We start from the raw sequence: 14051 nt of genomic DNA, 5'->3' as shown, positions 1-14051 counted from the left end.
TTGTACGAATATAAACGGGCGAACGATGTTCGCCCCTACGATATTAAAAGGCTGCCGCTCATATGAGTGACAGCCTTTATTTTATTCGGTGGCTTCATCTGCTTTAAATTCACAAGTAGTGATTGCTGTAATATCTCCGATAGATATACTTTCATTATTTGTCGTCCAGCTTTCATTAGCTGAAATGCCATTCACACGATAAAATTGTATATCATATTGGTTTTGTTTTGAAGAATCAACTGTTAGCGTTATCGTCTTTATGCCGTTACTATCTGCGGCTGGATCGTCTAAATTATTCTCCTTCAAAAACCACTTGCTTATTTCGATGTACTTTGTGTTCCAACTCAATGTTATTGTGCCAGAACCGCTGCCAGACAGACGGTAATTGAAGCCGTCGAGATCAGATGGTTTGTCTGCGCTGTCGGTGAATTGTCCCGACCAGCTTGCGGAATATGGCTTGACATATGAAACGCCGATCATTGCTGAAAGCGTTGGCAGGCCGCTTGATGAACTTGGTTTTGCCTCAAGCTTCATAAAAACGTTTTGTGTTGTGAGCTGGGAACTATCAAATGTTAGTGTGAAGTCGTTATATGAAAAGTCAGAGGCAGAAAGCGTTTGATTTTCATACCTGATCTCTTTTTTCTCAGACGAGAAAGCAATTGGGGTATTATTATACGAAACCGAATAATTACCGATATTCTCTATGTCGCCAACTTCTTTTCCACCACTATCCACAAGAGTGATCGTAAGCGTATAGGTTATATCCGCATCGCTGTGCTTGATCTTTGTCTGCGGAAAATTGCAGACATTTACTGTTACGGTCGGTGCGATTTTGTCGCTGCTAAAAGTTACATTCTTTAGTGGGAAACTACTGCCCTCCTCAAGATAGTTGGACGAGAACAGATTGCCAACGCCTTTCTGAGTGGATACCACACGCTTGACACTGGAAATGCTGGTATAAGCTGCCATACCGCCGATAGTGCTGAGAGCGGCCACAGCTGCGACTATCCATATGGTAAGCCAAGATTTTTTTAGCCTTTTTATAAACTTGTTTTTCACAGCTGCTGCCTCCATTCTATCATTTTTATTGTGTCACACGCTGAACGGTCAAATAGACCATATCGGTCTCTTTGTCGTTTTCAACTTTGTCGTCCCAGCTTACTCTTATTATAAAATAATCTACAAAGTCATTGCTGTCCTTCGATTTATTCTCAACATCTAATTTAGTTGATTGCCAATAAAGCGCTTCTGCGTGTTGTTGAACGTTTTCTTTACTGTATTCATCATATGATTTGTCGTGTAAAGAATCGTTGGCTATCTTCGTTGTCGAATCTTGATTAATATAATCACCTTGGACTTCTTCACCCTTTTGATAATAGTGTTTACTACTATCTTCGGAAACATATTCAACAGTATCAGCGCCAGCATTTTCAACCGAACTTGCACGATAGATCTTATAAGTAAACGGGATATTTGTGGTGTGGGCAAGCTGTATCTGATATTTTGATACATATTTTCCACTGATACCGAATACAAAATCTTTGTACCCGGTTTCAGACTCAACGTCTATATTGCCCATTTCAAGATTTGCAACTGATTCCTTATTTCCAGCCGTTATGTAAAGCTGGGTCGGAGCGTTGATCTTGGTCTTCATTGCGATAGACCTTGTGTGCGTAAACCAAGCATACAGAGGGAGAGCCACAAGCAGCGCCGCAGTCAGCGCTGTTGCAGCGACAAGCTGAATTTTCTTTTTCTTATTCAATTTTTTGAACCTTTCAAGAATTCTTTTTGCCATTTTATTCTCCCATTATGCCTTGTATTTTGCGCTAACTAGCGTTGATAAAGCTTGTGTTTATCCTTGCGTTGGTGTAGATTATATAGTCGCTGACGGTGGTTCCTGCTATGGGATCGTCCTTTTTATCCAGCAACTCTGCCGTTAGCTGGACTTTATAATTTGCGTAAAGCTGTTTTCTGCCCTCAAAAGCCTCGCCTGTGATGACATTGAACTTTGTTGTTACATCGTAAGTTTCATCACCTTCATAGCCCGAAACAATGAAAGTATAACTATTATTGTCATTAGGCGATGGAACTACAACATCATTTTTATACGTCATTGATATGTCACAGAGATAGTTGTCGATATTACCGACCTGTTCATAAGTATCATCAACATTTTTCTGATACAAAGTCATTGTAAACTTGATCTGCTCGCCCTGACTTCTTATGTTCTCAGTAAGTTCGGTCAGATCATAATGTCCCTTTGCGGTTATCAGCATTTGCTCAGAGCTCATATCGTTAGGGTTTACGCCGAGCTGTGAATAAGGCGAATCCTTAACATCAATGACTGTTGACTCAACAACATCATAGCTAAGATCTGCAGCGGACATTGCATAGCGATAGTAATATGAACCTGTACTTACAGATTTATAGACCTGACTGTGCTCAACGCTGTCCTCGCTATATGCGATATTTGAACTTGCGTTTACAGCGATACCAGTTTTAGTGTCGCCGTCCTTGCGCTCCGGGAACTGTTCGATCATCCCTGATGTTGAATAGGTGATCTTGACATCGGCCGTTATTTTGACTTCGTTGTTGCCTGTGTCTTTTAAGTTATCCCAAATTGATTTTGGATATTGCAGGAACCAATTATCTTTTGCTTCAGTCAGAGTAAAGCCGTTTATCGGACTTTTAGTTTCACCGATTGAGAACTCTCCTTCGACCGTACTTCCTCCGACAATTTGCGTAGCAGTACCATTTTCACCATTTTCAAATTTCGTCAAAGATATATTGAAGCCTTGATGCATTTTAAAGTCATTACCCAAAACATAATTTCTGAAAGTATTTGCTAAATCCTTATTAAGTGTGATCTTAGAAGTCATAGTCACATTGATCAAATCGTTAGCTGTATTTATCTCTGCAGAATTTTTCGCCTGTACAGTAACTTCCTGCGTTAAGAAATTCGCAATGATATAAGTTGATTTATCACTATTTAGCTCATAAGTCGGCAGAGACTTGTTCTCCGGACAATCGAGCTTACTATTGACTTTAGAATAATATCCTACAAAATTCTTTATCAAGCTTTTTGCAGCTGTATCATCAGCAGCCGGCGTCTGAATAGTAAGATAATAATTCTCGCTGAGCATTATTCTTTTCTCTGAATCAACATTGTTTTCATATTTATTCACAACAGATACAGAATATTTAGTCGAATCGCTATCAGTATCATCAGCCAATTTGAAATAAGTCAGCTTATCACCAAGCATAGCCATTGCTGTGGCTTTTGTTTTATCTTCAGTCACAACAAGTGTACCATTCGCAATATCCTCTTTAGCAATTACTGTTGCATAATTCATCAACAGGCCATTCAGCGTTATCAGATCATCGCCAAACTTTGATAGATCAAGTACGCCGTCACTAAAACCAACTTCATTTGCCGTTTTTTGATAAGCCTTGTCGCTTTGGTTTACATCGATCAGCGTTAGCTTTGTTTCAGCAGGCAAAAAGCCGCTTGCTTTACCACCACCTTCGCCCTTGAGTTCCAACTTTTTGTCAAAATTCCAAAGGAGATCGTCGCCATTGTTTATTGCATCCTGCCACTCCTGTGCAGTTCTATAATAGGTGTAAGTGAAGTAGGTCGTTATCGGCGAACCAAAGCTTTCAAAAGCGAACTTCTTGTCTGTATAATCTAAGTGGTTGTAATCAGTACCAGTCAGCACACGAGATGTGAAGCTGAAATCGAGCACTTTCTTTACGAAGACCGGAATGTGTATTCTCAGCGCTGTGTTGCCGTTTGTCGTTGTCGGGTCCGCATAGTCAAGAGTTATCAGCGTAAACCTTGCCGAGCCGTCGTTATCGTACACGCCATTTACAGTTTTGAAACGATGTTTGGATTCGTCATAAGTCAAGCTTTTATTGCCTGCGGCAGTCCAAGCATTATTACTATATGTATAACTCTGCGTACTTACTGACAGCAAATCTGACAAATCAGTATTCAGATCAGTCTCGTGATTCGTGAGAACAGATACATAATCTGACAGCATTTTTGTTATATTCGCTGAGCTGTTGTCGTCGATCAGCAGGATAGGCATATTATTCGTAGCATCAATTTTCTGATCTGCAACCTCGCTGAATGTTTTGAGCTTGGTTTGATCAATATTATCTGCTCGAGCATTAACACCTGTGTTCTGATACTTATTTGAAGATTCGCTGCCGGTCTTTGCGGCAGCTATTATCGCTCCCATATTTTCTGCGGCAAAGTCGCCTGTCAAGTCTAGTCCAGCGTATGTTTTTGCCGGATTTACGTTGACGTATGGGGAATTTGCGGCGACAGTTGACGCTTCATTAGCATTTTGGCTGAATTCAGTTACTTTATTATCTGCTGTGCACGAGCCGTTGTAATCGGTGTGGATCGCTGTGAAAGAATCTGCGCCATACGTGCTGTAATAATCAGGCAAATATTCAGTATTATTGATTTGTGTAACGCCTACAAGTTTGATTTTTTTTATAGTTTTATTTTTCTCTGGATTATAACCGATAATATTAGCTTTCTGTATTGTTTTTTGTGTACCGGTACTTTTATAGCTAACACTGTTCATCATAATATTGTAACCATTGATCCCTTGATTGTAACTATCGCCAATTGACCCGATCATACCGCCAAGATTGATGCTCCACCACACATTGCCATTAAATGATAACGCTGCATTAGAAATCTCTAAGTTTTTGACCGTAACGTTACCGCCACTTATTACGCCAACTGAACCGCCAACGTGGACATCGTGCGAGTTGTTGTAATAACTTGAAGTACTATCATATAATGCATTAATATCTGCACTTTTTACAACAGAATCGCTTATGCTTAAATCACTATTAGATTTACCAATTAAGCCGCCAGCATATGTAATAGCATTTATATTGATTTTGTTTTCATCGCCATTATAGGCACAAGATTCCAATGTCATATTTGACTTGTAGTTTATACCAACAATGCCGCCAACTAACCATCCATACAAATCGATATCAACTGTAGCTTGTTCTATCTTAGAGGTAATAGCAGTATTATCGCCAACTGAGCCAACTATTCCACCAACATTTTCCGAAACAGTTGCCTTTTTTGCACCATTACTAACAGTTCCGATGTAACTATTTGTATCCTTGCCCTTAACTTGAGCGCCTACTATTGATAAATCACCTGCTGCAAATCCGACGATACCACCTACTCCATACGAATGCATTGTGGCATCAGTAGTATTTTCTTTTTCTTGTGTCCTAGCAGAGCTAATGTTATTTACGATAACATCAAAGGTGCTGCCGTCACTACCAATTGTCAGACTGCCAGTGCTGTATCCGACCAAGCCTCCAACTTGACTATCACCTGTTACAGTAATACCGTTATCTGTTGTTTTAACACCACTTATCGTTACGGCATTGACTGATGTGCCTATCAAACCTCCAGATACCTTTACGCCATTAACACTCAATCCATCCAAAGTTATATTTGTGAAATTAGCAGCATTTATCACCCTGCCGACAACACCACCAACAGAACTTCCATAAGTATAAATCTCTTTGTCATTAGAAATTGAAGCAAATGAAACACTGCCCTTGAAAGTGGCATCTTTTATTGTTGACGAATTATTGCTAGACAAATAATTAACAAATCCGACACCATATGTATTCTTTGAATCCACAGGATAATTGTCGTTATCATAACATCTTATCTTTATTTGTTCGGTAATTGCTTTAGATTTTCCATCAAAAGAAGCTATAGGAACAACGTTAGTATTTCCCTGGCTGTAAATTGCGCTAATTCCTCTAAAACCTGTGCCGGATAGATCATAGTCTCCTGTACCTGTGAGTGTGATCTCATTTTGGTGCAAACACAACCACTTTAGCTCATAAAATTCAACTTCCTGTGTATAGGCCATTATGATGTGAGGCGTTTTGATACCTTGTTTTGTATCAATTCCATCTATTGATAAATCACCATTATGACCATTGACTATTACTTTTGAATAATCGGTATCAATTGAAGTCAATCCACTCTTTCCAACATTCGAATACTCAGCGTTTCTGATCATATAATAATCTTCATATCCGCAAGTAGAATCGTATATCTTGGTACGACAATAGCCTGCACCACTTGAACCGATCAAAGAAAAAATGAACAATGATTGTGCATCTGGAATCTCAACCTTACTTCCTGTTCCTTTTATCTTTTGAGTAGAATCTTTATTGACCTCAGTTATAATATAGTTTTTACCGGAATTTTCAAGATTCTCCGATCCATTAAAAGAATCACCCTCTTCAATAGCAAAACCATTGAGTACCCTGCCTATGTAAGGGTTTCTATATAGATAGCTACTGTTGGATCCAACACCCTCCAGCTTAGCAGTTGTAATACCCTGTGCACCACTCATATTACGGAAATATACACCGCCATTTATAATAACGCCAATATATCCGCCAACCGGTATCAAATTGTTATAAGTACCATTATTATCAAAAGTGATTGTAGGATAGGCAGTAACCTTTACATTATCGATAATATTGTCACCGCCGTGAACAATGCCAAAAACAGCACCATAGTATTCACTTGTTTGGGTTGTATAAGAAAACGAACTATTTTTACTTTCAGACAGATCTATCTTTGTATCCTGTTTAATTTGGATATCTTTTACGACACTGCCATTGCTGTTTCTTATAAGCGGATTACCACTATTATTTGTTATTGTCGGTGGCTTGACACTATCACCAACAATAACACCACGGAAAGCTGTTCCTACTGTGGAGCCTCCCAAACCGATAAAATCAGAACCAAGAATGATATCATCATTGATCTTGTAATATGCTTCGCATAGATAGCTTAACATAGCATCTTTACTAACATCTTCCACATTTGATTCAATACCTTTATATTTAAAGGCAGTTCCATCATAAACGTAAGTTTTGTGATTATTACCGCCGTTACAAATTGATGAATCAGTATATTTTGTATAGTATTTAGAAGAATCCGAATTTTTATTTACAACATCTTTATTATAGTTCACTTCCCAGTTTTTAGAAGGTGCACCATTAATGATCCTAGCAACTTCCTGCAATTTTGAACCATCAACGATATACGGATCAGAATAAGTTCCACAGCCCTCATTCAAGTATGGCCTTTCGATATTTACGTCGATCTCATCATAAGTCAAATCAGTAGTTCCTGTTACTGATGTTTTTGCCACATATGGCAGATAGCCAGTAAACGAATACTGACTCGATTGTGTACCACTATCAGGCGATGTATATCTATCTCTCTGCCAATCACCATAATATTTATTCTGTTTGCTCTCATTTTTATGTGTATCTGAGACCTCTCTACCATATGTAACATTACGATTGCCGGTTCCCCAGTCCTCATTCCAAGTATAATTATAAGAAGCTGTCGAACCCTCGCCGTCGTTATGCTGGAAGCTTTCAAGCAATGTAGCATTTTTGAAAATAGAATTGCCGGTATGTGCAGAAAGCTTGATATTTGAAAAAGTCAAAGCTATGTTTGTACCTGTCGCACTACCAACATCACCAATAAGGCTTGTTGCGGCATATGGCTGGTTGGCCATATCATAATTACTCCTATCAGCACTTTCTGAAATATTGCTTATAGTAATATCAGTCATATTTCCGATCTTATTGATAAGCAATGGGGCATAGTTATCAGTTTTTATATCAGTATTAACATAAATTTTATCCAGCACGATACTACCCGTAACAGACAACTTATTCTTGCTGTTTCCGCCGTCCGATACCTTTCCGCACACCAGCGCACCCGAACCATTATCAGTTTTACCAATGCTTCCATTGAGATCAAGCTTAGCGCTTACTGTCAGATTCGTAACATTTCTGAACAGTCCATGGTGCATCATATAATGCTGGGTGTGGCTGCCGTCTGAGCCGGTTGTATTTCTTATTAAAGTGTCACCATTGGTCAAAGCCTCTGCTGTTTCGATCTCCTTATTATAGAACGTAAATGTTCCACCAACATAAGCTCCGGTAACGTCAATAGGATAATATGAGTAACCTTTGAGATCGTAATTCTTAGCACCATCAAAAGAAAAGTTGCTTCCGTCCGCAAAATACTGTTTTATATTGCCAGCAGCGTAAGTATAAACGCTCCACAACATCAAATCATCTGTATCAGTTTTGCTAGTATTCGACCTGATCGTATCCATGTTGTAGTAATATCTTGTACTGATATTCGGTGTCCAATCGGTATTAACGTCCTTCTTAGTCTGATTCTGATAAGTGTTACAGCTTTTGCCGTCCATTATAACAGTTCTGAGGTCTCCATTAACCGCAGGAATGGAAACAACAGATTGTCCGTTTGAACCAGCACCATTATCATTTGTACTAAAGGCTACGATCTCGTCGTACCTCTCCAACTTATTTGGCAAAGTTATAGTACATTCTGTAACTTTGTAGCCTCCAGCCTTTATAAATTCAATATATGATCCGTCCAATGTACAATTATAATTTTTCAAGCTTGAATATGGATCGGCGTCTCTTCCGAATGTTGAGTCGATAAGCAAGCCAAAATACGTTGCATTACTTCCTTCTATGTTATTACTATCAAGTGAAATCGTGCCGATTTTCCAATACCCCGTAGTAGCCGTCACCAATCCGCCGAACTCCGTGCACGCTGTTTTCAAAGTAGAGTTTGAAACTGTCGCACTATCAAGAGTTACATTCGTCCTGTACCAGTTATGACCAAAGAAACCGCCGCTGGTGCTTGTAGCTTTTGTCTCAATAGTCAAGGCATTGATCTTGACATCTGTGATAGCTACATTATTATATGTACCACTTGCAGCGTCCTCTGCCCTTATCTCAGCGATAAGTCCGCCGACACGGGCATTTGTTACAGATTTATTGCTCTGTTTAATAGTGCCGCTGACACTCACATTATTAAAACTGATCTTTCTCTCAGCGCTGGCATATCCAACTGCGCCAATAACGCCACCAACACAAACGCTCTCGTCTGTACCGGTATAATCAAAATCGGGTTTCGCAATACAAGTATCAAATGACACATTGTTAGCGTCATTAGAGACATAACCAACAATTCCGCCTGCATAAATAGTATTATTCTTATTTGTTGACCAAGTGATCTCTGATGTTTTTGTTGACCAAGTGATCTCTGATGTTACGTTATTCAATGATAATGTACCTTCACTTTGCGCAACAACACCACCTATCTTGCAGATCTTATCATAATCTGTTTCGCCAGTATTGGTGCTATCCGCTCCAAGTACTTTGAGATCACCTTGTACCGTTAAATTGTTGATATTTGCACCTTTTGTTTTTGCAAAAAGTCCATTATATGTATGCTTTACTATCTGACCATTGGATTTACTATTAGACTGATTATCACCATACGCTTCGCCGACAGCCAAAGTTATAGTTTTACTATCGCCATTAAGAGTTCCAGAAAAAGCATATCCCGCACCGTTATCACGCATAAATCCCGTAATGCCTGTGCCTGACAATTTTATATTTTCTTTTATATTTATAGTAGCCGAGAGCATAGCATTTCTATCAACGCTTGTACTATATTTTACAAAAATATTTGATGACTGCTGCATTATCAAAGCTGCCCTTGCAAAATCAGCTTTATTTGAAATTACAACATTAGTTTTATCAGCAAAGCTTTTGATAGTTACTGTATGTGCACTACTATCAAAATACAAAACATCAGTATCTTTGCTTTGAGTTTCGTCCGTACTTTCAGTAAGATTTGTTCCGTCAAGTCGCAGAACTTCGCCCCAGTCCATATCATCGACATCATATGTAATTTTAGAATTTCTCTTTAGTGTCCAGTCAACAGCGTATACAAGAAAATCTCCACGATTGCCTATAAGCTGATTACAAGTTCTCTCTTTACTTGGATAATTTGTGACTTTGTAGCGCGAAATGTCAGTACTACCATACAAACGAACAACACCAGCATTATTATTTTTGGTTTCACAAATGCCAATAAGTGAACCACTAGCAGATACGCTTGGTATACCCTTTTGATGAGTAACACTGCTGCTATTTACCTTAACCGAACCACCAATATCAACGAAAGCAGACTTGACCGCACCAAACAGACCGCCGCTACATGTTGCTTTTTGTTGAGTTAATGTAACCTCAACGTCTTTTACATTTATATAAGCGTTATAATTATAATCATTTGTGGCATTGCCAATCAATCCACCCAATATTGCAATTCTATTACAATTCGTCTCTATCTCTAAATTTGTCTTGATATCGTGAATAAATAATTCAGTATTTTCTTTATTCTGAGGGTAATAAGCACCAATAACACCGCCTACATTCAATGTATTCTTAGATGTTAGATTAACGTTGATTTTTTTATCATCACTATTAGTACTATCATTGATATCGATTTTTCCACTATAATTGTTTATTTTACCAAAAGCACCGCCAACATGAAAATTAGTTGCAATACTGCTATTATCGAATTTAGCTTCTAGAGTATACTTATCAAAATCAAATGAATGATCATTATTATTGTTATACTCACCATATACTCCGCCTACGCCACCTGTCTTATCACCTGACGTTACAGTACTATTCGTCGCAAACGTTCCTTTTATCGAAACCGACCCACCATCAGAAATACTAACTTCTCCGTCAGTAGAACTGCCAACCATTCCGCCAGCGTTTTTGCCCGTGACTTTGCCTGTAAAGCTATAGGCCTTGTCAATTATCAACTTAGCTCCGCTGCCCATTTCGCCGACAAGCGAACCAGCATTACCGCTTGCTGCTGTAACACTAAAACCAGAAGCCGTAGTGTTTACAGTCAACTGAGCGCCATTATCCATCGTTCCGCAGGCAAGACCAGCGTTGCCGGAAGCATTAGCGACAACAGTATCCTCACCGCAATTGATAGTAAGACCAACTATACTGCCTTCAGCCATTTCACCGATAACTGAGGTGAATGAGTAATTGACGGGTTTGCCATCGTCATCGTTAGTCGTGTTTTTTGTGATTTTCCAGCCTTTAGCCGATGTTGTAGCATCCGAATGTGTAACGTGTTCGGCAAGCAGAGCCGTGTTTTGCTTATCATTGGGACGTTTAAGAGTGATATCGCAAAGTTCTGCCGAATCGTCAAGATAATCAAATAACGCAAAGTCAATTGGAAGATCAACAGAAGAACCATCAGTTGCTTCAAACTTTCCGCTAAATGGATCAGACTTATTTCCCAAACCTTTGGTGATACCATTAAAATCACTTGCATTAAAATCGCCATCTGTTTTTGCAAAAAGGATAGTAACTTTTTGGTATACACTAGGATCTGCCTTAAAAAGCATTTGCAAGTCTTCAGTACTATTTATAGTGTATTGCCCATTAATAATTTGACTTTCCACTTTTGTAGTAGCCGCACTTGCCCCCGAATCCTCCGCCATAGCCGTAATAGCATTAGAAAGCTTTGAAACCATTTTAGCCACAACGCTTGAAGCCTCTGACAATGGCATACTTGTAAACAGCAGCACCGCAGCGGTCACTAAAGAAATAACATTCTTACGATACTTGCTGTAAAGCTTATAACATATTCTGTTTATTTTACAATTTCTTATAGTTTTCACTTTAGACTGCCTCCGTGCAGGGTGTTATTCTGACTGCGCTGTAAGCTCCACAAGCAGATCATTAACGCTTGTGCCGATCGCCTCATCTGCATTGTTATACAAAGAACTTAAAGCCGCAAGCTGTGAAGCGTTATAGCTTTTGCCTGTCAGCATATTTCTAATAGCGGTTTTATTATCCTCGCTAATATGGTCATCTGATTTAAAGAATTTACTAGCATTGTCTATGATATATTTAGCAAAATCAGTTCTCTTATCACTATTATCATCAAACAGCACATTGTTTTCACTTAAATTACTGTCCGAACTTTTAAGAAGTATCTGTCCCAGCGTATTAGGCCATACCCAATAGATATCAACTGCGATAGGCTCATCAACTTTACAATCATCAAAAGTCCTTTCAAATGTTTCATTATGCAGAAACTTAGAATAAGTCTTTTTAGTCTCATAATAATTCTCAAAGAACATTATATGTCCGTTGACATAGTTGTTTATATCTTCATCTTTGACAGGCGCATAAGTCGTATTATCGCCTGTGCCGCTTTCTGTATACCCCGTAATATTCAGCTTAAACTTTATATCAAGCTTACCAGACTGCTTTGGAACAACATAAAATGTCAGCTTTCCGCTTGTGCCGGGGTTGATACCTGCCGAATCAGCCGACTGATTTTTCATATTGCTTTCGTCATTCATCAGCCAGTATATCTTGCTGTACTTTTCAGAAGTCACATTTGAGTCTTCGTTAACCGTCGAATTGCTGTATTCTTTGCTGTCAAGTATTTTATCTTGTAAGCCATCTTGACTTCCCTCAGTCATCAATTCAAATGGAGAATCAACGCTTGTCATGCCAAACGAGTCAAGGTCAAGTGCTTTATCCAGCGTGAACCAAGCCAAACTGACCGCTATCAGTATAAACGCCAGCACAGCAACAGGAACTATTTTGAGAATGAGCGCCTTTTTTCTGTTCTTCTTCTCTTCCTCGCTCAGCTCTTTTTCATTTCCGCCTTTAATACGCTCAGACACCTAACCCTACCTCCGAATTATGCCATTGAATCAAGCTTTTTTTGCAGCTCGATCATATGATTACGGCAAGCTGTGATCTCGCCTGTGTATTTGTTGAACCACTCAACGTCCATTTCATTCGGCTCTTCCTGCAAAAGAATAGCCTGCACCAGCGCCGACTGCGAACGTGATCTCTTTCTCTCGATCTCTTCGATGGTCAGCCTGCATTTCTTTATCTCACGCTTTAACTTTCTCTTGTCATTCATCTCTTACCAGCTCCTCACTTTAGTTGCCCATTTTATCCAACGAATCAACTATCTCGTTTACTTCGTCATAGCCTTTGTCAAGATTTTCTGTTATATGGTCTATCGCCTTTTTGACGTCCTCAAACTTGCCCTTCATCTGCTCGGGATATTTCACAAAGCAGTAATGCAGCTCGTTTATCGCCTTTTGCTCGTCAGTATACCCGTCGATAATAAACACCAGCGTCCTCGCCGAACCTAAGTCAGACAGCACCATATTATACCTGATGTCGTAATCTTTCCCACTTTCAAGATACGTCCCCAGCTCTTCGGAAGCCGCCCCAAGGCTCTCGATATACTTCGCCTTGTAGGTCTTTTGCACCTCCTGCGACTTGTCCATATACAGTCCCACGAAAACAAACAGTCCAGCCAGCGCCGCAATGCAAATGACTATCGCCGTTATCATTTTGGCTTTCATTATTTTTTCCTGGTTCAAGACTGTTCACCTCGGCTTTCTTCTTTATTTTTTTCTTTATCTTCATCTTCTTTGCGCAACCTCTCGATCTCTTTGTCGATAGCCTCACGCAAAAGCTTTTCTTTTTCCTGCTCTGCCTGCTTCTGAGCCTCCGCCATTTTGCCGTCAACTTTGATCGCCGCAATGGTCTTGACCTCGTAGATCGCCGCAAGCAGCGTCGGGATCACGACAAGCAGCATAAGCAGCTTTTTCACGGAAGCGAATGAGTTGAGCCAGCGGAAAAATCTCAGCTTGCCCGTGTAAATGCCTATGACCTTGTCGCCGCTGACTAAAACGCTGTCCTCCGACTTGTTTGCGTCGCCCCTAGTGACAAATGTGTTGTTGGCATTTTTCTTTACTATCCTGTGGGTGTTTATCCTGCCCTCAATGTCTTTATCATCTGAATAAAATGAAATAATGTCGCCGACTTTCAGCTCGTCCGTGCTTATCGCCTTAACCGAAATGTAATCGCCCTCGTGGATAGAAGGCTCCATACTCCCGCTTATGATCTTTATTACAGTCGTTCCAAAAACGCTTGCCGCCTTTCCATTGCAGCCGCAAACCATTATGTAGACCACCAGCGCCAGCAATACAGCAAAAACAGCCACGCCAAATATTCTCAAAGCTTTCTTTACCCCTGCGAATACTCTGCTGATAATTGCCACG

The 14051-nt window shown here is 39.7% G+C and carries 7 protein-coding genes; all 7 read right to left on the bottom strand.

Going from position 1 to position 14051, the window contains the following annotated elements; genetic code table 11:
• Positions 1–81 precede the first annotated feature (81 nt).
• The 7 genes from QZ371_RS05580 to QZ371_RS05550 are packed head-to-tail and all read right to left on the bottom strand — an operon-like array spanning position 82 to position 14050.
• Positions 82–1059: a hypothetical protein gene (locus QZ371_RS05580; protein ID WP_295210484.1), complete on the bottom strand. Its 978-nt coding sequence runs from the start codon at positions 1057–1059 to the stop codon at positions 82–84.
• A gap of 25 nt (positions 1060–1084) precedes the next feature.
• On the bottom strand, positions 1085–1795 hold the full coding sequence (locus QZ371_RS05575) for a hypothetical protein (protein WP_295210482.1): 711 nt from the start codon (positions 1793–1795) through the stop codon (positions 1085–1087).
• Between the two features lie 31 nt (positions 1796–1826).
• Positions 1827–11630, bottom strand: a complete 9804-nt coding sequence (locus QZ371_RS05570; RefSeq protein ID WP_295210480.1) for a hypothetical protein — start codon at positions 11628–11630, stop codon at positions 1827–1829.
• 24 nt (positions 11631–11654) lie between these two features.
• On the bottom strand, positions 11655–12650 hold the full coding sequence (locus tag QZ371_RS05565; protein WP_295210478.1) for a hypothetical protein: 996 nt from the start codon (positions 12648–12650) through the stop codon (positions 11655–11657).
• A gap of 17 nt (positions 12651–12667) precedes the next feature.
• Complete coding sequence (locus QZ371_RS05560) at positions 12668–12895, bottom strand: hypothetical protein (protein WP_295210477.1); 228 nt, start codon at positions 12893–12895, stop codon at positions 12668–12670.
• A 19-nt stretch (positions 12896–12914) separates the two neighbouring features.
• Positions 12915–13367, bottom strand: a complete 453-nt coding sequence (locus tag QZ371_RS05555; protein ID WP_295210475.1) for a hypothetical protein — start codon at positions 13365–13367, stop codon at positions 12915–12917.
• Positions 13364–14050 (bottom strand): signal peptidase I, encoded by a 687-nt coding sequence (locus tag QZ371_RS05550; protein ID WP_295210473.1) that lies wholly within the window; start codon positions 14048–14050, stop codon positions 13364–13366. Before QZ371_RS05550 ends, QZ371_RS05555 begins: the two co-directional genes overlap by 4 nt.
• Position 14051: the final 1 nt, after the last annotated feature.

The organism is Ruminococcus sp. (genome assembly GCF_019423705.1).
Lineage (GTDB): Bacteria > Bacillota > Clostridia > Oscillospirales > Ruminococcaceae > Hominimerdicola.
The sequence above is the reverse complement of the archived record's forward strand: the minus strand, read 5'-3'. Positions and strand labels throughout refer to the sequence as shown.